Origin of the sequence: Devosia sp., from assembly GCF_028290435.1 — a bacterium.
Taxonomy (GTDB): Bacteria; Pseudomonadota; Alphaproteobacteria; order Rhizobiales; family Devosiaceae; genus Devosia.
Genome location: NZ_JAQGJV010000025.1, coordinates 1 through 24,404, shown reverse-complemented (window position 1 = coordinate 24,404; position 24,404 = coordinate 1). Strand labels below are relative to the sequence as shown.

Here is a 24,404-nt window from a genome sequence, read left to right as displayed (position 1 = left end):
CGAAGAGGTCTTCGCAAGTGGGTGAACGTCACTTGGCCGTTCCGGCAAGCGGGCCGGTCCATGCCGGCCGGTTGAGCGATCTGGCTTATGAGCGCATCCTGGCGCACCTGTTCGATCGGCGGCTGCCCGCCGGCGCATTCGTCTCACAGAGCGAACTGGTAGACCTGCTCGGCGTGCCCGTTGCGCCATTGCGCGATGCATTGCGGGTTCTGGAAGCCGAGGGTGTGCTAAAAATCCTGCCGCGCTCCGGAATCCAGTTCGTCAAGCCGGGGCTGGAGCTGACCAAATCGACCTACCAGTTCCGCACGATCATCGAGCGCGCCGCGGTGCGCGTCTTTGCCGAAACCGCAGACGAAGCCGTACTGGATGCTCTGGCCACCAGCCATGCGGCCCTGATGCGCCATATCGAGGACCATGGCCTTAATGCCTACACGAACGAAACCATGGAAGTGCTGGAATCCGAGCTGCATGACGCCATCATCGGAGCGCTGCAAAATCCGTTGATAGATGGCAGCTACAAACGGATGCACCACTACTTGCGACTGGTGCGCCTCGAACGCAAGATTACCCCGCCGCTGGTGCTGCGCTCACTCCGCGAGCACATGGAGATCATCCAGGCCTGTAGGGTCCGCGACGCCAATGCTGCAGAAGCGGCGCTGCAGGCACATTTCACCGCAGCGCTACAGCGGCACATGGGACTGTTCTAGCAGGGGTGCCATACCTGGTATGAGGGCTGGCATCATATAGCGCCCAAGTTGGGGACAACGCAGCGGCCACTTTGCGTCCCATCCGCATAGAGAGCTTAGGACGTCCGCTAATTGACCATCGTCCACAGAAGCTGCCAGTCTGCTGTCGGCCGAGAACTGGCCGCCCCTGGAGAAAGTTCAATCGACCTGTGGGAGATGGGACAAACTGAGGCTTAGCCACGCAGTGAAGCGGCCGCTTCCACGTCTGCTGCATCTTGAACGTCGTCGATGCGATTGGTGGAGCGATAGTCAACTTGGAGTTCAACAGAATCGCTCTGCTTCAATAGTTTGCCGATTACCTCACTGATTTTGGGCGAAACTATTGATGCGCCGACAGCCGCCGCCTGTTCCTAGAACTTGTAGTTGATGCCGGCGCGGACCAGGCCGAAGCGTTGGGTGGCGTCGATGTTGCCGCCGGGCGCGGTGGTGTAGGTCTTGGCGCCGAGGTCGACATAGAGATATTCGGCCTTGATGGTGATGTTGTCGGTCGCGGCGGCTTCGAGGCCCGCGCCGATGGTCCAGCCCAGATGGGTATTGGTTTGGGAGGTGACCACATTGGCCGGGTCGGTCAAGCTGACGGTGCTGTTCCCGAAGGCGACGCCGCCAGTGACATAGGGCATGACGCGGTCGAAGGCCATGCCGGCGCGGGCGCGCACGGTGCCAAAGCCGTCGACGCTGGCCTTGAGCGTGCCCGCTGCGCCCAGGTCCTCGCTGTGGCTGATCGATGACCATTGCAGGTCCGCTTCCCCGCCGAGCACGAAGCCACCCATATCGGCATTGTAGCCGGCCTGGGCACCGAGGCCCCAGCCATTGGTGTTGTTCTCGGTGACAACGCCGCCAGCGCTGGGCTCGCGGCTGAGCGTGCCGAAACCGTAGCCGCCGTTGACGCCGGCGTAGAAGCCGGACCACTGGAAGGCGGAGGAGCCGCTATACATGCTGTCGACCGGGGAAGAGCCATTCCAGCCGAGATCGGCGGCCTGGGCGGTGGCGGTCAGCAGGGCGATGCTGGTCAGGGCCAGAACGAGTTTGCGCATCATGATTACCTCGGCGTGTACTTCGGCGCCAAAATGCAATGCGAAAATTAACACCCGGGTAACGAACAAGGTTAACGGCGCGCCTTATCGAGCTGGCGCCATCACAAAGTTTTGGTGGAACTGTTTGGGTGGAGTGGTGCCCTCCGCCGGACTCGAACCGGCACACCTTGCGATATCTGATTTTGAGTCAGACGCGTCTACCATTCCGCCAGGAGGGCACGAGTGGTTGCATAGCGCAGGCAAAGCCGCGCCGCAACAGGCTGGCAAGTGGAGAAGACGCAGAATTTATCGCGTCAGACCGGGCCGGGCTGGTTGTCGAGGCCGCGGCGCTTACGAATCTCGTCGGGCTCGAAGGGGGCGGCATCGGGGTCGAAATATTGCCAGCCCTCCTGCTCGAAGCGGGCGCGGCGCTCGGCGATGTCGATCTGGTTGGAGGCGGCGAAGATGGCCTGCACTTCGCTTTCCCGGCTCTCGTCGGTGCGCACCGATACCACGCTGCCGCCGCGGCGCACGCCTTCGGCAAAGACGTGGGCGTCCTGTTCGTGAATGCCCGAACTGGTGAGGCCGCCGATGACACTGCCGGTGGCCCCGCCTACGGCGGCGCCCGCGACTGCGCCCACGGCGGTGGTGACCAGCCAGCCAGCGGCGATTACCGGACCGATACCGGGGATGGCGAGGGCGCCAAGTCCGGCCAGAAGCCCGCCGGCGCCGCCCAGCAGCGCGCCGATGCCGGCGCCGGTGCCAGCGCCTTCGGCGGAAATGCCGTCGTCGGGGACGGTTTCGCCGACGGCGTCCTCGTAGGTGCTGACCACGAGGGAAACATCGTCACTGCCGAAACGGGCGGCCTCAAGCTCGCGCACGGCCTTGGCGGCGTCGGCATAGTCGTCGAACAATGCGGTAATGGTTTTCATGATGTCGCTCCGCAAAACTCAGGACCCAAGAGGTGGGCCTTGTGAGGGGAACGGTCAAGACTGGGTGATGTTCCCTCAGGCGCCTAGCGCCATGCGGAGCAGGAACACCGCCAAAACGCCCGTGGCCATGGCGGCGAAGAGGTTGCGAGTCACGACGAACACCAGGGCGGTGGCGGCTGCGGCCAGGGCTTCGGCGGGACCGCCGGTGGCAACGGCCGGGGCGACCAGCGAGGCCAGTACAGCGCCGGGAATATGGCGCAGCCAGGCGGCGATGAAGCCGGTCTGGGGCAGCCTATTGGCCAGCAGCAGGCCGCTGGCCTTGATGGCCAGGGTGACTGCCAGCATGCCGGCGATGGCGAGGAGCGCTTCAGGACTGGTGAGCATAGCCACGCCGCCTTTCTGCAATCGCGCCGGCGAAGCTACCGGCAATGCCGCCGGTGAGGATGTACCAGCTGCCCGGAATGAGCTTGGCCGAAATGATGGCGACGAGGGCCGCAACCAGCCAGGGCAGCAGATCGGCCTTACCCTTCCACATGCCGAGCAGCAGCGCGAGGAAGGTGGCGGTGAAGGCGAAATCGAGGCCGTATTTGGTGGGGTCATCGATGGCGGAGCCGATGAGGCGCCCGAACACGGTCGCGACCATCCAGGCGCACCAGACCGTGGCACCGCCGCCGACGAGGAAGGCGATGGAGCCGCGGCCCTTGGCCATTTCGCCCACCGTCATGGCCCAGTTTTCGTCGCTGAGCAGCCACATGGCGGCAGCGCTGCGCTTTTCGGTGCCGGGGCGCACCAATGGCCGCATGGTGGCGGTCAGCAGCAGGTAGCGCAGGTTAACGATCAGTGTGGCGAGGATGATGGGGCCGATGGGCAGGGTGGAGGGGGTCGCGGTCCACAGGTCGAGCGCCACGAACTGGGCGGAGCCGGCGAATACCAGCCCGCTCATCAACATGACTTCCAAGAGGCTCAGGCCGGCCTGCTTGGCCAGCACGCCCCACACGACCCCATAGGCGGCCACCGAAATGGCGACGGGAATGCAGGCGCGGGCGCCAGCGAAGAAATGGTCGGAGGTCCAGGCGGGGGCAGCGCGATTTTGCATTTGTCCTGTCTAGCGTCCGGCGCGGCGGCGCGCATCGGGAAAGTGCGCCACGGGCCATGACAAGTGGTGATGCACGCTATCGGTGGCGGTGATGGGAGGTTCGTAGTCGTATTCGGATGCCGTTGACGCTGTCCCGGTCGGGGCGTAGAGAGCTGGTCGTGTTATTTCCACGCCTCTCGCGCCCGTCCAGCCGGCATTCCGTTTTCGGAGTGTAAACAGGTCCCGGCAGCCTAGCTGCACTTCAGGGCCTGTGACGTGACGCGTATTTTGAAGTTTTGGAGAGCACGGATGAACCCCGTACCCAAACCGCTCTGGCAGCGGTTTCTTATTTTCCTCGTGCCGCTGATGGCTGCCAATATCCTGCAGTCGCTATCGGGCACACTCAACAATATCTATATCGGCCAACTGCTCGGCGTGGACGCGCTGGCGGCTGTCTCGGTGTTCTTTCCGATCATGATCTTCCTGATCTCGTTCGTGATCGGGCTCAGTTCGGGGGCGACGGTGCTGATCGGGCAGGCCTGGGGCGCCCACAATGTCGACAAGGTCAAGGAAGTGGCCGGCACGACCTTCACGGCGACGTTCCTGCTGGGCCTGGTGGTGGCGCTGCTTGGCATCTTTTTCACCGGGCCGATGATGCAATTGCTGGGCGCGCCGGCCAATATTTTGGAGCCGGCGACCAATTACGCGCGGGTCTTGCTGATCGGGATGCCGGGGCTCTTCATCTTCCTGATGGCGACCTCGGTGTTGCGCGGCGTGGGCGATACAGTGACGCCTCTGGTGTCGCTGGTGATTTCGCTGGGCGTTGGGTTGATCGTGACCCCGGCGTTGATCCTGGGCTGGTTCGGGCTGCCGCAGATCGGCATCATGGCGGCCGCGGTGGCGACAATCTCCGGATTTACCCTAGTGCTGGTGTTCCTGTTTTTCTACATGCGGGCGAGGAAGCATCCACTGGCGCCGGACCGGGTGCTGGTGGGGTATCTGCGGATCAATCCGGGCCTGTTCCTGATGGTGCTGCGGCTGGGTATTCCGGCCGGCGTGCAGATGGTGGTGTCGTCGATTTCGGCCATTGTGGTGGTGGGGCTGATCAACCGCTTCGGCTCCGATGCAACGGCGGCCTATGGGGCGGTCAACCAGGTGCTGAGCTATGTGCAGTTCCCGGCGATGTCGATTGCTATCGCGGCCTCGATCTTCGGGGCGCAGGCGATCGGGGCCGGCCAGGTCGACCAGTTGCGGGCGATTACCCGCACTGGTCTCGTGATGAACCTGATCATTACCGGTGCGCTAGTGCTGCTCGCCTATTTGTTCTCGCGACATCTGGTGGCGCTGTTCATCACCGATCCGGCGGTGATCGAGATGACAGAAGGGCTGCTGCATATCGTGTTGTGGAGCGTGGTGCTGTTTGGGCTGAGCGCAGTGTTTTCGGGCATCATGCGGGCGTCGGGCACGGTGCTAATGCCGATGGTGCTGTCGCTGGCCTGTATCCTCTGCGTCGAACTGCCGGGCGCCATCTGGCTGTCGAGCACGAGTCTGGGGCTACACGGCATCTGGTGGGCTTATGCCGCGAGTTTTTCCACCATGCTGATCCTGCAGGCGAGCTGGTATCAGTTCGTCTGGCGCAAGAAGAAGATCACAGCCTTGGTCTGAGCCGGGTTTCCAGCCAGCCGACGGCGAACGCCACGATGGCGGGAGCCGGGACCAGAACCGAGGGCGCGGCGCCGATGGTGCCGCGTTTTCCGTTTCCGGCGGCGAGGAAGGATTCCACGATCTCGATAAAGTAGTCCTCTGGCAGGCCGTCGGGCGAGTGGGAGGTGTCGAATTCCTCGAATTGACGCCAGACGGTCTGGCCGTCGATGAGCATCGGGCTTTCGTAGCGGCGGATGCGCTTGTTGGGGACGTCGGCCAGATGCTCGGCATGGTGCAGCAGCGTCATCTTGTCGAGCGGGGTGCCAATCAGCATGGTCTTGCCATTGGCGGCGACCAGCTTGCCGAGCGGCGATTGCGGGCCATAGCCATAATCGAGGGCGTGATCGGCGGTGAACCAGTCGGCGCGACCGCCCAGCGCTGCCATCGAGGCGCCGGGATTGCGGCTGCGGCGCGCGCCGGGCGTGGTGCGCAGCAGTTCGGGGAAGGCGCCATTGTCGCGCGTCGAGCGGGACCGCGCCGGATCGAAGGGTGGGATATGCGCGCGCAGGCCCGGGTCGTCGAGAATGGTGTCCTCGCCCTGCCAATCGCAATAGGCCAGTAGTGTGCCTTCGGGCCCGATGACGTCGCCGATGGCTGCGATCAGCGCGTCGGGTCCGCCCAGGATGGGGCCGACCGAGCGCAGACCCGCATGGGCCAGAACGCTATCGCCGCGTTCGAGGCCAAGCGCGGCGAGGTGTTCGACGAGGACTTGCCGCGTCCACAAGTCCTAGCCTCGTGCGTAAGCAATCTTGCGGGGAGCCTCGGCGGCGACAGCGGTCTGGCGGTCGTCGTAGATGCTGCGGGCGTCGATGATCGAGCCATGGTGTTCGGCCGACCAGTCCCAGAGCGAGTTGATCGGGCCGGTCAGGGTCTTGCCCAACTCGGTCAGGCCGTATTCGACGCGCGGCGGCACTTCGGGATAGATGGTTCGGGTGACGAGGCCATCTCGCTCCAGATTGCGCAACGTCAGCGTCAGCATGCGCTGTGATACGCCGTTGATCGAGCGCTTGAGTTCGTTGAAGCGGATGGTGCCGCTGCGCGACAGGATGCCCACCACCATGACGCTCCACTTGTCGCCGATGCGGTTGAGCACATCGGACATGGCGGTGCAATTGGACGCCTGGGCAGTGTCTTTGAGGGACATGATCGATGCCTTGGGTTCGAGAGTAACTTGGGCATCAATATAGTGATGGTTCCTATTCGTGCCTAGGGGGCAAATATGTTCTTTGGGGAGGCATTCCCGTGCGGACGATCCATCCTGAGCTTGGAGGCCGGAAGCAGGATGGCGGTGCCCGCACGGGAATGATCGGGTGGCTAAGCCGCCTGGTGCTCGGCGGCGTGCAGCCCGAGATAGAATTTGAGATTGTCGTCCTTGAGCCCGAGGGTCTGCATAACGCCGGCCATGAAGCTGACCGGCGCGGTTCCGGGCGCGGTGACGACTTTGCCATCAACGACCGCCATGGGCTGGTCCTGGTAGTGGCTGGCGCCCGCATAACCGGTCGGGGTCAGGTTCTCGGTGGAATTGCTGGTGTGGTTGACGGCGTCGAGCACGCCAGAGCGGGCCAGCGCTAGCGTGCCGTCGCAGATGCCGGCGACGGTCTTGCCGGCATCGCGCGTGCGGCGCAGCAGGTCGGACAGATCGGGCGCGCCCGGTTTGGCCCAGGCCTCGCCGCCACAGATGATCAAAGCGTCGAGCTGGGCCGGGTCGATATCGGCGATGGCAAGGTCGGGCGTGACGCGCATGCCGCCCGCCGAGGTTACCGTTTGGCCGCCCTCGGTCGCGAAGTGGGTATCGACCTTGTAGTAGGTGCGGCACGCGGCATTGAGCAGGGCGGTTTCCCAATCGGCAAAGCCGGGTGTGAGGATGGTGACGATCTTGGTCATGGCGGTTCTCCACTGCATCTGGTGCGGCTTGGATAAACGCGCTGGCCGCCAAATCGTGTCAGCAGGGTTCAAAACCCTGTCAGCGTCGGGCTGCCGCATTGAGATCGGCGGCCACCGCTGCTATGAGATGGCCCGATTTCTGCGATTATTCCGGAGCCTCTTCCTCGTGCAGCTTGCCCGACAGCTTTGTGTTTTTGCCCTTGCGGTGCTCGTAAGTTCGTCCTCGATGCTCGGGCTGGCGCGCGCCAATCCGATGCTGCTGGTGGATATGGACACGCTCGAAGTGCTCTATGCCGACGATGCAGGCCTGCCCTGGCATCCGGCGTCGCTGACCAAGCTGATGACCGCCTATGTGGCCTTCGAGGAAATCGCCAAGGGGACGATCACGCTGGATACCCCGGTGGTGCTGTCGCGCCATGCCATCAACCAGGCGCCCAGCAAGTCAGGCCTGCCGGTCGATAGCGCGATGACCATGAAGGACGCGCTCTATGTGATGCTGGTCAAATCGGCCAACGATGTCGCCATGGCGATCGCCGAGACGGTGGGCGGCAGCGAGGCCGGGTTCGTCGCCAAGATGAACGACGCGGCCGCGCGCATGGGGCTGACGGCGACGCATTTCGCCAATCCGAACGGGCTGGACGATCCCGAACAGCGCATGTCGGCGCGGGACCTCGCGGTGCTGGCGCTCTATATCCGCCAGACTTATCCGCAATATGATCCGATTTTCAGCACCCAGGCGGTGCAATTGGGCGGCAAGGTGCTGGAATCCGAAAACAAGCTGCTGACTAGCTTTGCGGGCACGACCGGTATGAAAACCGGTTTCGTGTGCGCATCGGGGCTTAATATGGTTGCCACCATCGAGCGCAACGGCCGCCGGCTGCTGGCAGTCGTGCTGGGTGCGTCGTCGGGCCGTGACCGCAATGAGCGGACGGCCGAACTGGCGTTGCGTGGGTTTTCGGGTTCCGCAGCGGGTACCGGGCAATCGGTATTGGGTCTGGTCAACAGCCCCAATGTTGCCCCGGTCAATATGCGCGCGCAGATCTGCGGCAAGGAGGCAGCGGTCTATGTCAAGGCGCAGGAAGCCGCCTTCCCGATGGGAATGAAGGGGCAGCCGAGCTATCTCAACGACGTGATCGCCGCTAATTCCTATCAGGCCACCAATCTGGGCCGGGTGCGGGCTGGTGTTCTGCTGCCACGGCCACGACCGCCGCATACGACGATCTTTCCGGTAGCCATCGCCGAAGAGTTGGGTGTGACCGCGGATTTGCGGCCGAGCGTGTCAGCGGATGGCAGCGTGCCATTCCCGCGGCCGCGGCCAAATTTCACGAATTAGGCTGCTTTGACAATGTCGAAGCGCATGACCTCGCCGTCCTGCGTCATGGCGCAGGCATGGCCGTTTTGGCGGCAATAGAGCGGAATATCGATCCGGGCAATCGGGTCCGTGGCCAGCACCACGAGGGTGGCGCCGGCTTCCAGTGTCTCAAGGCGCTTTTCCATCTTGAGGACCGGCAGCGGGCATTTGAGCCCGCGTGCGTCGACCAGGTCCGGCTCAGTTGCCAAGGACGAGCACCCAGTAAACGCCGTAGCTGCTGTCGGCGTTGAAGGCGGCGGCGACGCCGGCCTTGGTGGCATTGGCCGTCATGCCCGCAGCATCGGCTGGATTGTTGCGCCAGCCCGAAAAGGTCTCGGCAAAGGTGGCGTAGCCCGCGCTCAGTTTCATGGTAACGCCACCGGGCGTCTTGGGCGCGATGCCGGTCGAGGCATATTGGTTGACCAGCGCCTGGGCCGTGCCATCGAGGCCGCTATCGGGCGTGAGGGCCGGCACGCCCTGGGTGGCGCGGTAGGCATTGACCATGCCGACGGCCTGGGCGCGGTCGAGCGAAGTATTGGGCTGATCCATGCGGGCCGACAGACCCGATGCCAGCGCCATGCTGGTGCTGGCGCCACCGCCGCCCATACTGCAGGCGGCCAGCGTCGTGGCAAGAGCAATGGCGAGGACTGGCGCGACGGCTGATCTGGAAAACGACAAAACGGACACTGGCAAATCCTTGCACTGACATAAGGGGCAGGGGGGCGGCCTAGACGCAGATCGAACGCGATCCCAAGTTTAGGAAAGAGCGTTCAAATCCTAAATATTTCGACAATTTTACTAAATTGCCGCCCTCAAGCCGGATGTGACTAACCGTCTCACTGCGGCGGTTCCATGACGCCTCAGTCGAATGTGCAGGACACTTTGCCGATGGTCTCGAACTCGACCGACAGGGTCTGCCCGGGCAGCACCTGCAGGATCGGCGACCATGAACCGGTGGTTACCACTTCGCCGGCATTGATCTGCTTGCCTTGGCCGGCCAGTTCGCGCGCCAGCAGCGCCACCGCTTCGAGCGGGTGGCCCAGAATGGCGCTGCCCTTGGCGGTGACCACGCTCTCGCCGTTGATGCGGGCGGTCATCTGGACCTGATCCAGGCCGTCCCAATCGACGCGGATGGCCGGTCCGCAAATGGTGGCGACCTGCAGGCCGAAATCCGCGATGGCAACGATATCGCTATGCGGCGCGCCGAATGCCCTGCGGCCAAGCAGCCCGATCGTCGGCCGGCAGGCAATGATGGTCTCCGCTACGCTCTGACGATCGATCTCGTCGCCCTTGAGGGGGAAGCTGTTGCCGATAGTGAAGGCAAGCTCGCATTGGGCGCCGATAGTGCCCTGTGGCAGGTGGACGTGGCCCGGGCCGTTGAAGAAGTCACGACTGGCAATGGGGCCAAAGATAGGTGCGTGCAGCCCCAGTATTGTCTGGCAGGCCGGATTTGTGCCCGCCATGGCATGGCCCTTGAGGTCGCTGTTATAGGCATCGAGCGCTGCGAGCTGGACCTCATCGGCGTCCAGCCGCGACACGACGCCGGCGAAGGCCAGCCCGGATACGGTACCCGAGGCGCGGTTCCGCGCCAAGGCAATGGCAAGATCGTCGAGTGAATTTTTGTGCATGTTGGTGACCTCCAGCGGCGCGGAAACAGACGCCGCGACGGCCAGAAGTCAAATAAAAATGCCCCTATAGGTGGCGTATTTATGGCCGCCCTGAAAATTACTATGACGTTTTTATATCGTGACTGTTTGGCTCCAATCGAAAAGCTATGCGGACCTCTCTACCTTGCTGCTGTGCCTGGGACCAACCGGCGCGCTCGAAGTGGCCAACACGCATGATGCGCCGCGCCCCGCGCCCGCCGACCCGGCACGATCGGTAGAAAGGATGATCAGCAATGTATTCCCGTTTTGGCATGAGCCACATCGCCGTGGAGGCCGCTCAGGCCCGCATGCGTGCAGCTCAGCTCCAGCAGCATGACAACCGGAGGTCGAAGCCCCGCGCCGCCGTCCTTTCGGCAGCTCATGATGATGACACCGGCGCGCTGTGGCGGATGGGTGCCGTCATCGTCGTTATCCTGGCGCTGGTCGGCACCTTCGCCTGGTTCGCCTGAACGTGCGGCATCAGAATCAACAGAAAGGCCTATTCCTATGGGCGAAGCATTTCGGCGCACACCTCCTGCCTCGCGCGACAGCCGGTTCATGATCGGTCGGGACGCGCAAGGTCACTGGGTCGTGTGTGACGTGAAGGGACTGGTCGGGGGCATTTTCTTCGACCGGTCGGCGGCTATCCATTTCGCAGTGGCGGAAAGTGGCTATGCGCCGGGCGCGGTATGCTGCGCTCCCGATGATGCGGTGTTGAGCATGGACCCGCTGTTCAAGCCGACTCCGACGAGGCAATGGCCGCAAGGGGTTCGTACGCTCTAGCCCCGACTCTGCAGTTTTGCCGGTTGCTGCATACGCCGGCAAATAACCGAGGCCCCGACCTTGCCGCTCAACCCGGCACGGCGGGGCATCGTCATGTCGGGCCTCCCACGAGGCCAATTTCATATATGAAATTCCTATAAAATAGGCAGTAGCCCTGTCTCGAATTCCTATGCGGTTCGGGTCCAGTCTCCACTCGAAATCGAGGCGTCGACCTTCACTGTCCAACTGGCGGCGGGGCGACGCCGCGTCTGCGGCGCAACAAGGAGACACACGGTCATGGACATCATCGTTTTGGGCATAGGGCTAGCGTTTTTCGCCCTGGCGCTGGGCTACGTCACAGCCTGCAACAAGCTGTAACCGGGAGAGCGACCATGCTTGTCGATTACATTCTGGGTGGCGGCGTGACGGTGTTCCTGCTGGCCTACCTTGTCTACGCCCTCGTTCGACCTGAGCGCTTCTGAGCGCCGAAAGACACAATCATGACCCTGATCGGATGGATTCAGATTGCCGTATTCTGCGGCATCATCATCTTGCTCGTCAAACCGCTCGGCGGCTACATGACGCGCGTCTACAACGGCGATCGCACGTGGCTGTCGCCGGTGATCGGCCCCATTGAGCGGTTGATTTACCGCATTTCGGGAACCAGCGAGAAAGAGGAGCAACACTGGACCACCTATGCGGTGGCCATGGTGCTGTTCAATCTTGCTGGATTTCTTGTGCTCTATGGCTTGCAGCGCTTCCAGGGCGCGTTGCCGTTCAATCCGGCCGGCATGGGGGAAGTAGGCCCTGAGCTCGCCTTCAACACGGCCGCCAGCTTCGTCACCAATACCAACTGGCAGAACTATGGTGGGGAATCCACCATGAGCTATCTGACCCAGATGGCGGGCCTGACGGTGCAGAACTTCGTTTCGGCCGCGACCGGCATGGCCATCGCGCTGGCGGTGATCCGCGGCTTCTCGCGCAAGTCGGCTAGCTCACTGGGCAATTTCTGGGTCGATATGACCCGGTCCACGTTTTACATCTTGCTACCGCTCTGCATCGTATTGACGCTGGTTTATGTCTATCTCGGCGTGCCGCAGACGCTTGGCGCCTATGTCAACGCCACGACGATCGAAGGCGCCCAGCAGACTATCGCGGTCGGGCCGGTGGCCTCGCAACTGGCGATCAAGATGCTGGGCACCAATGGCGGCGGCTTCTTCAATGCCAATTCGGCCCATCCGTTTGAAAATCCGGGCGCATTGTCGAACCTGATCCAGATGGTGTCGATCTTTGCTATCGGCGCCGCGCTGACCAACGTGTTCGGCCGGATGGTCGGCAATCAGCGCCAGGGCTGGACGATCTTCGCCACCATGGGTGTGCTGTTCATCGTCGGCGTCGCTGTCTGCTACTGGGCCGAAGCTGCGGGCAATCCGCTGCTGCATGCACTCGGTCTCGAAGGCGGCAACATGGAGGGCAAGGAAGTCCGGTTCGGCGTTCCGCTTTCGGCGCTGTTCGCGGTCATCACCACGGCGGCCTCGTGCGGGGCGGTCAATGCCATGCATGACAGCTTCATGGCGCTCGGCGGCATGATCCCGATGATCAACATGATGCTCGGCGAAATCATCATCGGCGGCGTCGGCGCGGGCTTCTACGGCATCATCCTGTTCGTGGTGATTGCCATCTTCGTGGCGGGCCTGATGGTCGGCCGCACGCCCGAATATCTGGGCAAGAAGATCGAGGCCAAGGAGGTCAAGATGGCGATGCTTGGCGTCCTTTGCCTGCCATTGGCGATGCTCGGGTTCAGCGCCCTGGCGACGGTGTTGCCGGCAGGCGTGTCTTCGATATGGAATCCCGGACCGCACGGCTTCTCGGAAATCCTCTACGCCTATACGTCCGCCACGGCCAATAATGGCTCGGCCTTTGGCGGGCTGTCTGGCAACACGCCCTGGTACAATATCACTATCGGCATCGCCATGCTGATGGGGCGGTTCCTCGTCATCATCCCGGCATTGGCCATCGCCGGCTCCCTGGCGGGCAAGAAGACGGTCCCTGCCTCGGGTGGCACGCTGCCGACCGATGGAACCCTGTTCGTCGGGCTGCTGCTGGGCGTGATCGTCATCGTTGGCGGGCTGACCTTCTTCCCGGCGCTGGCGCTCGGGCCGATCGTCGAGCACCTGGCCATGCTGGCGGGGCAGACCTTCTAGGCCATCTCTCATCAATTCCGCGCCGGTTATCCGGCGCGGGGGCAGGCCGAACCGGTGCTTGCAGTTCTTTTGTCCCAATTGTTCGCGGCGATCTGACCGATCGTTCCGCAGTCACCACGCTGGAGTCATCCATGAGCCAGTCCAAATCAACGAGCATTCTGGACACTCGCATTCTCGTCCCCGCCCTGGGCGGCGCCTTCACGAAGCTCGATCCGCGCACGCTGATCAAAAGCCCGGTCATGTTCGTCGTCGCCGTCGTTTCCGCTTTGACGACAGTTCTGCTGGTCAAGGATCTGGTGACGGGGGGCGAAAACCTCGCCTTTTCGTTCCAACTGACGATCTGGCTATGGTTCACCGTCCTGTTTGCCAACTTCGCCGAGGCGGTTGCCGAGGGGCGCGGCAAGGCGCAGGCCGAATCTCTGCGTCGGACCCGCACCGAGACTGAGGCCAAGCTACTGTCGGGGGACGATCGCACCAAGTTCCGGCTGGTGCCCGGCAATAGCCTCAAGGTCGGCGATGTCGTCATCGTGGAGGCTGGCGATATCATCCCATCGGATGGTGAAGTCATCGAAGGCGTGGCCTCGGTCAATGAAGCCGCCATTACGGGCGAGTCCGCCCCGGTTATCCGTGAATCGGGTGGCGATCGCTCGGCGGTGACGGGTGGCACGCAGGTGCTCTCCGACTGGATCAAGGTGCGCATCACCGCCGCCGCCGGCTCGACCTTCATCGACCGGATGATTGCGCTGGTCGAAGGCGCCGAGCGCCAGAAGACGCCCAATGAGATCGCGCTCAATATCCTCTTGGCCGGTCTCACGCTGATCTTCGTGCTGGCGACGGTCACCATTCCGTTCTTTGTCAGCTATGCGGGCGGTGCCGTCCCGGTGATCGTGCTGGTGGCTTTGTTCGTGACGCTGATCCCTACCACGATCGGCGCGCTGCTCTCGGCCATCGGCATTGCGGGCATGGATCGCCTGGTCCGCTTCAACGTGCTGGCCATGTCGGGTCGCGCGGTGGAGGCCGCCGGCGACGTCGATACGCTGCTGCTCGACAAGACCGGCACGATCACGCTGGGCAACCGACAGGCCAGCGAGTTCCGCCCCGTCAAGGGCGTGACCGAGCAGGAGCTGGCCGATGCCGCCCAGCTCGCCTCGCTTGCCGATGAGACTCCGGAAGGGCGGTCCATCGTGGTGCTGGCCAAGGAAAAATACGGCATCCGTGAGCGCGACATGGCGAGCTTGCACGCCACCTTCGTGCCCTTCACCGCCCAGACACGGATGAGCGGCGTCGATCTTGAGGGCTCCTCGATCCGCAAGGGCGCGGTCGATGCCGTGCTGGCCTATGTCAATCTGTCGACCTCCGCCGGCGCCAGCCCAAAGGCCTCCAGCCAGACTATTGCCGATCTGCAGGCGATTGCCGACCAGATCGCCAAGTCGGGCGGCACGCCGCTGGCCGTGGTGCGGGACGGCAAGCTGCTGGGCGTCGTCCACCTCAAGGACATCGTCAAGGGCGGCATCAAGGAGCGCTTCGCCGAACTGCGTCGCATGGGCATCCGCACGGTGATGATCACCGGCGACAATCCGATGACCGCCGCAGCGATCGCCGCCGAAGCTGGGGTGGACGATTTCCTGGCCCAGGCGACGCCCGAGAACAAGCTGGCGCTGATCCGCGAGGAACAGGCCAAGGGCAAGCTCGTCGCCATGTGCGGCGACGGTACTAATGATGCGCCAGCTCTGGCGCAGGCCGATGTCGGGGTGGCGATGAATACCGGCACCGTGGCGGCGCGCGAAGCGGGCAATATGGTCGATCTCGACAGCGATCCGACCAAGCTCATCGAAATCGTCGGTATCGGCAAGCAGTTGCTGATGACGCGCGGCGCGCTGACGACGTTCTCGATCGCCAACGACATCGCCAAGTATTTTGCCATCATCCCGGCGATGTTCCTGGCCTTTTATCCGCAGCTGTCGAGCCTCAATGTCATGGGCCTGCACAGCCCGCAGAGCGCGATCCTGTCGGCCATCATCTTCAATGCGCTGATCATCGTGGCGCTGATCCCACTGTCGCTGCGCGGGGTCAAATATCGCCCGGTCGGGGCCGGGGCATTGCTCGGTCGCAACCTGCTGATCTACGGGCTCGGCGGCGTCATCGTGCCCTTCATCGCCATCAAGGCGATCGATCTGACCATCACTTCCATCGGCCTCATCTAGCGATGAGGCCGATGGTCACAAGACTCATCATTCCGGCTCGCCACAAGCGGCCGACATTTCGGGACAATTCCGATGCTTAAGCAAATCCGGCCTGCGATCTTCATGATCGTCATCCTGACCATCATCACCGGCCTTATCTATCCCCTGGGCATGACGGGTCTCGCCCAAGCCATTTTCCCGCGCCAGGCCCAGGGCAGCCTGATCGAACAGGATGGGCAGGTGATCGGCTCCGAACTGATTGGGCAGGTGTTCACCCAGAAGCAATACTTCCATGGTCGGCCATCGGCGGCGGGCAAAGGCTATGATGCGGCGGCGTCCGGCGGCTCCAATCTGGGGCCAACCAGCAAGGCGTTGATCGAGCGCGTCGGCACCGATGTGGCGGCGCTCAAGGCGGAGAACCCCGATGGGACGATCCCGATTGACCTCGTGACCACATCGGCCAGTGGTCTTGATCCGCATATCTCGCCCGAGGCCGCAGCTTTTCAGGTCAGGCGCGTGGCAGAGGCCCGTGGCATGGATGAGGCCGCGATCCAGACTCTCGTGGACCAGCACATCGAAGGCCCAATGCTGGGCTTCATGGGCGAGCCCGTGGTCAATGTGCTCGAATTGAACCTGGCTCTCGATAGCGCGTCGCGCAAATGACACTATAAGGTCCGGACACCGCAAGCGGCGCCCGGACCTGGACGACCAAGCAGAGAACAGGCCAATGCTCGACGACAACCGCAATTCCGATGGACGGCCGTCTCCCGATGCGTTGCTGGAAGGCGCCGACCAGGAAACGCGCGGGCGCTTCAAGATTTTTCTGGGTGCGGCGCCCGGCGTCGGCAAGACCTATGAGATGCTGATGTCGGGGCGCGCCAAGCTGGTGGATGGCGTGGATGCTGTCATCGGAGTGGTGGAAACGCATGGTCGCAAGGAGACCGAAGCGCTGGTGACCGGCTTCGAGATCGTGCCGCGCGCCGGCGTGGATTATCGCGGCCAAAAACTCGACGAGATGGATATCGACGCCATCCTGGCTCGCCGCCCCGGCCTCGTGCTGGTGGATGAGCTGGCGCACACCAATGCGCCGGGGAGCCGGCATCCCAAGCGCTACCTCGATGTCGAGGAAATCCTGGCTGCGGGCATCGACGTCTATACCACGCTCAATATCCAGCACGTGGAAAGCCTCAACGATGTGGTCGCCCAGATTACCGGCATCCGTGTGCGCGAGACGGTTCCCGATTCCATCGTTGACCGGGCCGACGACATCGAGATCATCGACGTCACCCCGCAGGATCTGATCAAGCGGCTGCACGACGGCAAGGTCTATCTGCCGACCACGGCCAAGCGCGCGGTCGAGAACTATTTCTCGCCCGGCAATCTGACGGCGCTGCGCGAACTGGCGCTGCGCCGTACCGCCCAGCGGGTGGATGATCAGTTGCTGACCCATATGCGCTCGCACGCCATTCCCGGGCCGTGGGGCGCGGGTGAGCGGGTGGTGGTGTGTATCGATGAGCATCCGCGTGCCCCCTCGCTGGTGCGCTACGCGCGCCGGCAGGCCGAACGGCTGCGGGCGCCCTGGCTGGCTTTGCATGTTGAGACAGCGCGCATCACCTCGATGTCGGAGGAGGACAAGGATCGCCTGGCCGCGACCCTGCGTCTGGCCGAACAACTGGGCGGCGAGGCGATCACCCTGCCGGGGCAGGATGTCGCCACCGAGATCGTGCGCTACGCCAATGCCAACAATGTCACCCACATTGTCATCGGCAAGCCGCGCAAGGCCCGTTGGCGGGAGTATTTCGAAGGCTCGGTATCGCATGAGCTGATCCGGCTGGCCGGCGATATCAGCGTGCATGTCATTGCGGGAAGCGAGCAGGATGCCGTCACGAGGCCACGCGGCGTGGTGCTCGCCGAACCCCGGCGTTACCAGGTCAAAGCCTATCTGTTCAGCATTGCCTGCGTGGGGGTGGCGCTAGGGTTTGGGCTGCTGCTCAATCGCGGGCTCAATGTCACCAATGTGGCGCCGGCATTCCTGATGGCGGTGCTGGCTTCGGCCATTTTGGGGGGGCTGCGCCCTGCCCTCCTGGCATCGGTGCTGGGTGCGCTGGCGTTCAATTTCTTTTTCCTGGCGCCGCTCTACACGCTCAATGTCAGCGATCCGGAAAGCGTCATCGCGCTGGGATTTTTCTTCGGCGTCGCAGTGGTTGCCAGCAATCTGGCGTCAAGAGTGCAACGGCAGGCGTCGGCGGCGCGCCAGCGCGCCCGGACGACCGAAGACCTCTATCTGTTCAGCAAGAAACTGGCCGGCACCGGCACGCTGGATGATGTGTTGTGGGCGACGGCGTTTCAGATCGCCTCGATGCTCAAGCTGCGCGTCGTGCTGTTGCTGCCCGAGGGGGGCACGCTCAGCGTCAAGGCGGGTTATCCACCCGACGATAGCCTGGTGGACGCCGATATCGCCGCGGCGAACTGGGCCTGGGACAACAATCATCCCGCCGGGCGCGGAGCCGACACGTTGCCGGGCGCCAAGCGGCTCTATCTGCCGTTGCGCACAGGTCGCAGTCCCGTCGGCGTCGTCGGCCTCGACAATGACAAGCAGGGACCGCTGCTGACCCCCGAGCAGCAGCGGCTGCTGGATGCGCTGATCGACCAGGCGGCGCTCGCCATCGAACGCATTCAACTGGTCGCCGATGTCGACCGGGCCAAGCTCGCGGCCGAAGCGGACCGGCTGCGCTCGGCGCTGCTCACCTCGATCTCGCATGACCTCAAGACCCCGCTTGCCTCGATCATGGGTGCGGCGGGCACATTGCGCGATTATTCAACCTCCATTCCGGAGGCGGACCGCACTGAACTCCTGACCTCGGTGATCGACGAGTCCGAGCGTCTCAACCGCTTCATCGCCAATCTGCTGGATATGACACGGCTGGAATCCGGCGCCATGGCGCCGAACTTCGCGCTGCATTTTGTCGGCGATATCGTCGGCACGGCTTTGCGTCGGGCTGCCAAGATCACCGCGCAGCATCAGACCCATGTGGACCTGCGGCCTGATCTGCCGATGCTGCGGCTCGATCCGGTGCTGTTCGAGCAGGTGTTGTTCAACCTTTTGGACAATGCGGCCAAATATGCGCCGGAGGGTTCGACTATCCAGATCGTGGGTTGGACCGATAACGGCTCCGCGGTGCTGCAGATCATCGACGAGGGGCCCGGCATTCCGCCCGACGACCTCGATCGTATCTTCAACAGCTTCTACCGGGTGCGCAAAGCCGACCACATAAGGGCCGGGACCGGGCTGGGGCTCTCGATCTGCCGTGGCTTTGTCGAGGCCATGGGCGGCACCATCGTGGCGGCGAACCGGGTCGACCGGTCGGGCGCCATTTTCGCCATCAGGCTGCCGGTGCCAACCGACACTCGAAAACTGGAAGAATTGCCATGACGTCATCCACGATAAAGATACTGGTGGTGGACGACGAGCCGCCGATCCGCAAGCTGCTGCGGGTGGGGCTGGGCACCGAAGGCTATACGATCCTCGAGGCGGGGAGCGGCAGGGAGGCGATCGAGCTCTTGGCACAGACACGCCCCGACCTGATCCTGCTCGATCTCGGCCTGCCCGATATCCAGGGGCATGACTTGCTGGCCAAATGGCGCAACGAGCTGTTCGACCTGCCGATCCTGATCCTGTCGAGCCGGACCGACGAGGCGGGTATCGTCAAGGCGCTCGAACTGGGCGCCGACGACTATGTCACCAAGCCCTTCGGCACCAAGGAACTGGTGGCGCGTATCAGGGTGGCCTTGCGCCACCGGTTGCAGCAGCAGGGTGAGCGGGCCTTGTTTCAGGCCGGCGAGTTGAGCGTCGATCTGGTCAAGCGCATCGTGCGGGTGGCGGGCAAGGAGGTGAAACTGTCGCCTAAGGAATACGATATCCTGCGGATCCTGGTGCAGCATGCCGGCAAGGTCTTGACCCACCAGCACCTGCTGAACCAAGTCTGGAGCGGGTCGACCGATGTGCAGTATCTGCGCGTGTATGTGCGCCAGCTCCGGCAGAAAATCGAACAGACCCCGGACCAGCCGCATTACATCATGACCGAAACCGGCGTGGGGTATCGGTTGCGCGAGGCCGACGAGGTTTTGGTGCCGCACGCGCCGGACGGTGCATTGTGAGCGAGACGCCAAGCATGCCGATTTCCGAATTCCTGGCGCCCGAGCACGTGCTTGTCGATCACCCTGCGCCGTCTAAGCAAAGCGTGATCGAGGCACTGTCCAGCCGGGCCGCGGCATGGTCCGGGGTGGATGCCAATGTCATTTTCATCGCCCTCAACAATCGTGAGCAATTGGGATCGACCGGGATGGGGCAGGGGATTGCCATTCCGCACGCCACGGTTGCGGGCCTCGCTAAGCCGATGGGTCTATTGGCGCGGCTGGCCAAGCCGGTCGACTTCGATGCCATCGATGAGGGTAAGGTCGATATCGTCTTCGTGTTGCTGATCCCGGTGGACGATCGGGCCGCCGGACTGAAACTGCTGTCGGCCGCCGCGCGTGTCCTGCGTTCGGAGGAAGCCCGAGCGCTCATCCGAGCCGCCCCCGATGGCGCGGCGCTCTACGAGGCGATCAGCAGGGCCTATGGCGCGCAGTCGCCTGGCTAGTGCTTGGCTTGTCCCGGGCGACAAGTGTGGTGACCCCGATGAGATTCGAACTCATGGCCTTAGGATTAGGAATCCTACGCTCTATCCAACTGAGCTACGGGACCACGAGCCTTGAATAGCAAAACTTGGGCCCAGTTCAAACCAGAACTTCGTGCCGCTCTCAAATGCTGTCCAGACATAGCGTGAGCTTGAAGCACCGATTCCGGAAGAGGTGAAGGGCGGTAGCGGCAAAGGGGCAACAGATGGGGACAAACACCCAGGGGCGGTGTTTGGGATGGGTCATTGTCAACTCGTTAATCCCTTTTTGCCCTATTTGGGTGCATGGTGAACGAATTGTTTTTCGGGGCTCCATTGGTCAGGACCAGCATTGTTCGGTTGGCCGCGCTCGCGGCGCTATCGTCAGTTTCGGCGGCGGCTTTGGCATGCGAGGACCTGCGCTTCGCGCCGGGCGGCGTGGTCGTGCAGGTGACGGATGGCGATACGGTGGTGCTCGATAGCGGCCTCGTGGTGCGTTTGATCGGCACGCAGGCGCCCAAATTGCCGTTGGGCCGCGAGGGTTTTCCGACTTGGCCCAAAGCCGAGGAATCCAAGGCAGGGCTTGCGGCGCTGGTGCTCAACAAAACCGTGCGGCTGGGCTATGGCGGGGAGGCTGTCGACCGCTACGAGCGGGCGCTGGCGCATGTTTTCGTCGAGGCGCCGGGTGGCGAAATCTGGGCGCAGCAGCAGATGGTCGCGCAGGGTCTGGCGCGGGTCTATTCGTTTCCGGACAATCGGGCGTGCCTGGATCAATTGTACGCTGCCGAAGGGCGGGCGCGCATGGCTGGGCTTGGCATCTGGGGCGATCCCTATTACAGCGTGCGGGCGGCGGACAAGCCAGCCGATTTGCTCGCGCTTGCCGGTCATTACGAACTGGTCGAAGGGCGAGTGCTGCTGGCGGACCAAGCGAGCGGGCGGCTCTATCTTAATTTCGGCCGGTTCTGGAAAGAGGACTTCACCGCAGTGATCGAAGCGCCAGCGTTGCGTCTGTTTGTGGCGGCGGGTATCGATCCCATGGGGCTCGAAGGCGCACTGGTGCGAATCAGGGGGTGGGTGGATGACCGGGATGGTCCACGCATCGAAATCACCCATCCCGAACAGATCGAGGTTTTGGCCACACGATGAACCTTCTGGGTGGCATTGCTATTGGGGTGCGCAATTCGGTGCTGGCGGTCTCGCTGCTGGCGCTGAGCGGCTGCACGACCCTGACCAGCACCGGCGGCATTGCGGTAACGCAAACCGGCGATAATCCGGCACCCACAGTGGTGCCTGAGGGCACCGATCCCGATGACGTGGTGATCGGGCGGCGCGAGCATCCGCGCATCATCGCGGCCTATGGGGGGGTCTATTCGGACCGTCCAGCGGAAATCATGGTGGCGCGCATCGTCGGGCGGCTGCTGGCGGCGGCCGACCAGCCCAATGCGCAGTTCCAGGTGACTATCCTGGACAGTGCCGAGGTCAACGCCTTTGCGCTGCCGGGCGGCTATATCTATGTGACGCGCGGCATTCTGGCTTTGGCGTCTGACACCAGCGAACTGGCGGCAGTGCTGGCGCACGAAATCTCGCACGTGACCCTGCGCCATGCGCGGGCGCGCACCAATAGGACGCGCACCACCGAGATCGTCGATCGGGTGATCAGCGGTGTGTTCGGTGGCGAGGCAGGGGCCGACCAGGCAGCTGACCGGTCCAAGCAGTCGCTGGCCGCCTTCAGCCAGAACCAGGAGCTTGAGGCCGACCGCGAGGGCATCAAATATGCCGGCAAGGCTGGCTACGATCCGCAGGCGGCGGCGCGCTTCCTCGGCGTCATGAGCCGCTTCGCCACCTTCTCGGCCGGGCAGAACCAAGGCGAAGGCTTCCTCTCCTCGCATCCATCGACACCCGACCGCATTCAAAAAGCCGTCCAGGTGGCGACGCAGATGTTCGGCGCCGCGGTCGGCGAAGTGGATCGCGAGGGCTATCTGGCCAGCGTTGCCGGCCTGACCTTTGGCGATAGCGTCTCGCAGGGCTCGATCGTGGGGCGCCGGTTTATCCATAGTGCCAGCAAGTATACCTTCGCCGTGCCGCAGGGGTATACCTTGCAGAACTCGCAGAACGCGGTGGTTGGCGTCGCGGGGGATGGCGAGGCAGTGCGCTTCGACAGCGCCGAGGTCGGCGCCAATGTGGGACTGGCCGATTACCTGAAATCGGGCTGGATCGCGGGGCTCAAAGCCGACAGCGTGACGACGCAGAGCTTTAACGGCGTCGACATGGCGTCGGGCATTGCGCAGACCGACCAGTGGTTCTTCCGCGTCTCGGTGATGCGGCTGGACGGGCAGGTCTATCGGTTCATCTTTGCCGCCAAGGCGGACAGCGCGCGGTTTGCCCAGGGTGCTGAGGCGACGCTCAAGAGTTTCCGGCGGACCGACGCGACCGATCTGGCGCAGATCCGCAAGGTGGGGATCAAGATCGTGGTGGCACGAGCCGGCGACAGCGCCGATTCGCTGGCCAAGCAGATGGCCGGGCTCAATCGCGGCACCGAGCTGTTCTACATCATCAACGATCTGTTCCCTGGCGATCCGATCGTGCCGGGGCAGAAGTACAAGGTGGTGGCGCTGCAGTAGCGCCGCTGCCTAAAGGCTATTGGCGGCGTTGCCGATGACCGTGGCGGCGCTGCCGGTGCCGCCGGCATAGAGCGCGGTCAGGTTGGCGCCGAACACCACCAATGTGCTGATGATGGCGACGGCAACCAGCGCTGCGATCAGGCCATATTCAATGGCGGTGGCGCCCGATGGGTCGCGCAGAAATCGTGCAATCGCAGTCCGCAACATGGCTGTCCCCGGGCTTCGTTCGGCGCTCAGAGAAGGTCGCAGAGCGCGGCGATCAATGGCGCGTCGGCCGGGGGCATGGGATAGTCGTGCAGGGCCTGCGGCCGCACCCATTTGAGTGCGGTATGCTCCCTGGCTTGCGGCTGTCCCTGCCATTTCCGGCAGGCGTAAAGTGGCATTAACAGGTGAAAATTCTCGTAAGAGTGACTGGCGAAAGAAACCGGAGCCAGGCACGCGGTCTTGGTGGAAACCCCAAGCTCTTCCTCGAGTTCGCGGATCAAAGCGGCTTCGGGCGTTTCACCGGCTTCGACCTTGCCGCCGGGGAATTCCCATAGGCCGGCCAGGGACTTGCCGGGCGGCCGCTGGGCGATGAGAACGCGGCGGTCGGCATCGACGAGAGCGCAGGCGACGACCAGCAGGATAGGGTAATCGCTCATTTGCGGCCACCCGGCACGCGATAGCTGTAATCGTATTGGTGGGTGTAACCGAGGCCATTGTAGAGCGCCTTGGCCCCGGCATTGTCGGTCTGGACATTGAGGGCGGCGGTATGGGCGCCCTGGGTTTTGGCCCAGGCAAGGCCCGAGTGCATCATCGCCGAAGCAAGGCCCTGACGACGGCGGGTGCCGTCGGTGACCACGTTGCCGGTCAGGACGATACCATTGGCGACCGCCATGATCGAGGAGGCCACGGCCTCCCCATCGCGCGCCAGCACAACGCCAACGGCGGGCACCTTGAACGCGGCCAGCAGGTTCTTCAGTCCGGTCATGGACTGCTCGTTGTAGCCCCGCAGCTTTTGCGAGGCCGCGAGGAACTTCGGATCCAGCACCGGCAGCAATTGCGCGTCCTTGTCGGCCTCGTGATCGCCAAGCTCCATGGCAAACAGGTGGCTCGAATCAATCTCCTCCCAGCCGGCCTCATCGAGGGTGGCATTGAGTTCGGGGCTGGACAGGGGCGTGATGCGGAAGACGGGATTGAGCTTTCGGATCACCATCCAGGAGCTGGCCGAAATGACGCGCAGGTCGGCGTCTTCGAAGTCGTCCGGGTCAAAGCACTGAATGGAATTGGCGCGCTTGGTATAGCCGCCCGCGGCGCGACGAACCCACGAGCCGTCCCATTTCTCCTCGATGCCGGGCCAGGCCAAGAGGCTCGCCCGTTCAATGGCTTCGACATCCGGAATGCTCATTTCAGCTCCGATAATCGCCATTGATGGTGATGTAGCCGTGGGTGAGGTCGCAGGTATAGACCGTGGCCTTGCCCTCGCCGAGACCGAGGCTGACGGTGAGTTCGAGGTCCTCGCCCTTCATGTAGGCACTGGTGGCGGCTTCGTCGTAGATCGGCGCGCGTTCGCCGTCCTTGGCGACGAGGAGATCGCCGAAGCGGATGGCGAGCTTGTCGCGGTCGGCGGGTTCGCCGGCCTTGCCGAC

At 63.4% G+C, this 24,404-nt stretch carries 28 protein-coding genes and 2 tRNA genes; 14 read left to right on the top strand and 16 right to left on the bottom strand.

What is annotated here, in order from left to right:
* The first annotated feature begins 32 nt into the window (after positions 1-32).
* The gene (locus tag JWP26_RS07110; RefSeq protein WP_299725126.1) at positions 33-707 is read left to right on the top strand and encodes a GntR family transcriptional regulator; all 675 of its coding nucleotides are present in this window, start codon (positions 33-35) and stop codon (positions 705-707) included.
* Between the two features lie 389 nt (positions 708-1,096).
* Here JWP26_RS07110 and JWP26_RS07105 read toward each other — a convergent pair whose 3' ends face one another.
* From JWP26_RS07105 to JWP26_RS07085, 5 genes are all read right to left on the bottom strand, one after another.
* Complete coding sequence (locus JWP26_RS07105) at positions 1,097-1,783, bottom strand: outer membrane protein (RefSeq protein ID WP_299725124.1); 687 nt, start codon at positions 1,781-1,783, stop codon at positions 1,097-1,099.
* A gap of 131 nt (positions 1,784-1,914) precedes the next feature.
* Positions 1,915-1,998 (bottom strand) — tRNA-Leu (locus tag JWP26_RS07100).
* Between the two features lie 75 nt (positions 1,999-2,073).
* On the bottom strand, positions 2,074-2,691 hold the full coding sequence (locus JWP26_RS07095; RefSeq protein ID WP_299725122.1) for a hypothetical protein: 618 nt from the start codon (positions 2,689-2,691) through the stop codon (positions 2,074-2,076).
* Positions 2,692-2,766: 75 nt separating this feature from the next.
* The gene (locus JWP26_RS07090; RefSeq protein WP_299725120.1) at positions 2,767-3,075 is read right to left on the bottom strand and encodes an AzlD domain-containing protein; all 309 of its coding nucleotides are present in this window, start codon (positions 3,073-3,075) and stop codon (positions 2,767-2,769) included.
* A complete protein-coding gene (locus JWP26_RS07085; RefSeq protein WP_299725118.1) occupies positions 3,059-3,787 on the bottom strand; it encodes an AzlC family ABC transporter permease in 729 nt (242 codons plus the stop codon). Before JWP26_RS07085 ends, JWP26_RS07090 begins: the two co-directional genes overlap by 17 nt.
* Positions 3,788-4,075: 288 nt before the next feature.
* On the opposite strand from JWP26_RS07085, the gene JWP26_RS07080 reads away from it, so the two are divergent.
* On the top strand, positions 4,076-5,431 hold the full coding sequence (locus JWP26_RS07080; RefSeq protein WP_299725116.1) for an MATE family efflux transporter: 1,356 nt from the start codon (positions 4,076-4,078) through the stop codon (positions 5,429-5,431).
* On the opposite strand, the gene aac(3) is transcribed toward JWP26_RS07080, so the two are convergent.
* From aac(3) to JWP26_RS07065, 3 genes are all read right to left on the bottom strand, one after another.
* The gene (gene aac(3), locus JWP26_RS07075) at positions 5,415-6,194 is read right to left on the bottom strand and encodes an aminoglycoside 3-N-acetyltransferase (protein WP_299725114.1); all 780 of its coding nucleotides are present in this window, start codon (positions 6,192-6,194) and stop codon (positions 5,415-5,417) included. The two genes, JWP26_RS07080 and aac(3), sit on opposite strands and share 17 nt — an antisense overlap.
* A gap of 3 nt (positions 6,195-6,197) precedes the next feature.
* Positions 6,198-6,614: a helix-turn-helix domain-containing protein gene (locus JWP26_RS07070; protein WP_299725112.1), complete on the bottom strand. Its 417-nt coding sequence runs from the start codon at positions 6,612-6,614 to the stop codon at positions 6,198-6,200.
* A gap of 170 nt (positions 6,615-6,784) precedes the next feature.
* On the bottom strand, positions 6,785-7,354 hold the full coding sequence (locus JWP26_RS07065; protein WP_299725110.1) for a type 1 glutamine amidotransferase family protein: 570 nt from the start codon (positions 7,352-7,354) through the stop codon (positions 6,785-6,787).
* 166 nt (positions 7,355-7,520) lie between these two features.
* On the opposite strand from JWP26_RS07065, the gene JWP26_RS07060 reads away from it, so the two are divergent.
* Entirely contained in the window at positions 7,521-8,687 is a 1,167-nt protein-coding gene (locus JWP26_RS07060; RefSeq protein WP_299725108.1) for a D-alanyl-D-alanine carboxypeptidase family protein, read from the top strand.
* Here JWP26_RS07060 and JWP26_RS07055 read toward each other — a convergent pair.
* The 3 genes from JWP26_RS07055 to JWP26_RS07045 form a co-directional block, all read right to left on the bottom strand.
* The gene (locus tag JWP26_RS07055) at positions 8,684-8,914 is read right to left on the bottom strand and encodes a sulfurtransferase TusA family protein (RefSeq protein WP_299725106.1); all 231 of its coding nucleotides are present in this window, start codon (positions 8,912-8,914) and stop codon (positions 8,684-8,686) included. The genes JWP26_RS07060 and JWP26_RS07055 overlap by 4 nt on opposite strands.
* Positions 8,904-9,392: a CAP domain-containing protein gene (locus JWP26_RS07050; protein WP_299725104.1), complete on the bottom strand. Its 489-nt coding sequence runs from the start codon at positions 9,390-9,392 to the stop codon at positions 8,904-8,906. Before JWP26_RS07050 ends, JWP26_RS07055 begins: the two co-directional genes overlap by 11 nt.
* A 173-nt stretch (positions 9,393-9,565) precedes the next feature.
* The gene (locus tag JWP26_RS07045) at positions 9,566-10,333 is read right to left on the bottom strand and encodes a fumarylacetoacetate hydrolase family protein (RefSeq protein ID WP_299725102.1); all 768 of its coding nucleotides are present in this window, start codon (positions 10,331-10,333) and stop codon (positions 9,566-9,568) included.
* A gap of 272 nt (positions 10,334-10,605) precedes the next feature.
* On the opposite strand from JWP26_RS07045, the gene JWP26_RS07040 reads away from it, so the two are divergent.
* The 9 genes from JWP26_RS07040 (at position 10,606) to JWP26_RS07000 (ending at position 20,140) form a co-directional block, all read left to right on the top strand.
* Positions 10,606-10,821, top strand: coding sequence for a hypothetical protein (locus JWP26_RS07040; RefSeq protein ID WP_299725100.1), 216 nt, complete (start codon positions 10,606-10,608; stop codon positions 10,819-10,821).
* 37 nt (positions 10,822-10,858) lie between these two features.
* Entirely contained in the window at positions 10,859-11,134 is a 276-nt protein-coding gene (locus tag JWP26_RS07035) for a hypothetical protein (protein ID WP_299725098.1), read from the top strand.
* 371 nt (positions 11,135-11,505) lie between these two features.
* Positions 11,506-11,595 (top strand): K(+)-transporting ATPase subunit F, encoded by a 90-nt coding sequence (gene kdpF / locus JWP26_RS07030; protein WP_299725096.1) that lies wholly within the window; start codon positions 11,506-11,508, stop codon positions 11,593-11,595.
* 18 nt (positions 11,596-11,613) lie between these two features.
* Positions 11,614-13,317 (top strand): potassium-transporting ATPase subunit KdpA, encoded by a 1,704-nt coding sequence (gene kdpA / locus JWP26_RS07025; RefSeq protein ID WP_299725094.1) that lies wholly within the window; start codon positions 11,614-11,616, stop codon positions 13,315-13,317.
* 131 nt (positions 13,318-13,448) lie between these two features.
* Positions 13,449-15,521, top strand: a complete 2,073-nt coding sequence (gene kdpB, locus JWP26_RS07020) for a potassium-transporting ATPase subunit KdpB (RefSeq protein ID WP_299725092.1) — start codon at positions 13,449-13,451, stop codon at positions 15,519-15,521.
* A gap of 72 nt (positions 15,522-15,593) precedes the next feature.
* Positions 15,594-16,163, top strand: coding sequence for a potassium-transporting ATPase subunit KdpC (gene kdpC, locus JWP26_RS07015; protein ID WP_299725090.1), 570 nt, complete (start codon positions 15,594-15,596; stop codon positions 16,161-16,163).
* 64 nt (positions 16,164-16,227) lie between these two features.
* Positions 16,228-18,933 carry a sensor histidine kinase KdpD gene (locus JWP26_RS07010; protein ID WP_299725088.1) on the top strand — a complete coding sequence of 902 codons (2,706 nt, stop codon included), beginning with the start codon at positions 16,228-16,230 and terminating at the stop codon, positions 18,931-18,933.
* Complete coding sequence (locus tag JWP26_RS07005) at positions 18,930-19,658, top strand: response regulator transcription factor (RefSeq protein WP_299725086.1); 729 nt, start codon at positions 18,930-18,932, stop codon at positions 19,656-19,658. Before JWP26_RS07010 ends, JWP26_RS07005 begins: the two co-directional genes overlap by 4 nt.
* Positions 19,659-19,672: 14 nt before the next feature.
* The gene (locus tag JWP26_RS07000; protein ID WP_299725084.1) at positions 19,673-20,140 is read left to right on the top strand and encodes a PTS sugar transporter subunit IIA; all 468 of its coding nucleotides are present in this window, start codon (positions 19,673-19,675) and stop codon (positions 20,138-20,140) included.
* Between the two features lie 27 nt (positions 20,141-20,167).
* On the opposite strand, the gene JWP26_RS06995 is transcribed toward JWP26_RS07000, so the two are convergent.
* A tRNA-Arg gene (locus JWP26_RS06995) sits at positions 20,168-20,244 on the bottom strand.
* A gap of 271 nt (positions 20,245-20,515) precedes the next feature.
* Here JWP26_RS06995 and JWP26_RS06990 point away from each other — a divergent pair.
* Together JWP26_RS06990 and JWP26_RS06985 are read left to right on the top strand one after the other, a co-directional pair.
* On the top strand, positions 20,516-21,301 hold the full coding sequence (locus JWP26_RS06990; protein WP_299725082.1) for a thermonuclease family protein: 786 nt from the start codon (positions 20,516-20,518) through the stop codon (positions 21,299-21,301).
* Entirely contained in the window at positions 21,298-22,776 is a 1,479-nt protein-coding gene (locus JWP26_RS06985) for a M48 family metalloprotease (protein ID WP_299725080.1), read from the top strand. The genes JWP26_RS06990 and JWP26_RS06985 overlap by 4 nt, the downstream gene beginning before the upstream one ends.
* 9 nt (positions 22,777-22,785) lie before the next feature.
* On the opposite strand, the gene JWP26_RS06980 is transcribed toward JWP26_RS06985, so the two are convergent.
* From JWP26_RS06980 to JWP26_RS06965, 4 genes are all read right to left on the bottom strand, one after another.
* Positions 22,786-22,983 (bottom strand): Flp family type IVb pilin, encoded by a 198-nt coding sequence (locus JWP26_RS06980; RefSeq protein WP_299725078.1) that lies wholly within the window; start codon positions 22,981-22,983, stop codon positions 22,786-22,788.
* 26 nt (positions 22,984-23,009) lie between these two features.
* Positions 23,010-23,417 (bottom strand): (deoxy)nucleoside triphosphate pyrophosphohydrolase, encoded by a 408-nt coding sequence (locus JWP26_RS06975; RefSeq protein ID WP_299725076.1) that lies wholly within the window; start codon positions 23,415-23,417, stop codon positions 23,010-23,012.
* The gene (locus JWP26_RS06970; RefSeq protein ID WP_299725074.1) at positions 23,414-24,163 is read right to left on the bottom strand and encodes a GNAT family N-acetyltransferase; all 750 of its coding nucleotides are present in this window, start codon (positions 24,161-24,163) and stop codon (positions 23,414-23,416) included. The genes JWP26_RS06975 and JWP26_RS06970 overlap by 4 nt, the downstream gene beginning before the upstream one ends.
* 1 nt (position 24,164) lies before the next feature.
* On the bottom strand, positions 24,165-24,404 hold a 240-nt coding region (locus JWP26_RS06965), incomplete at its 5' end, for a bifunctional ornithine acetyltransferase/N-acetylglutamate synthase (protein WP_299725072.1).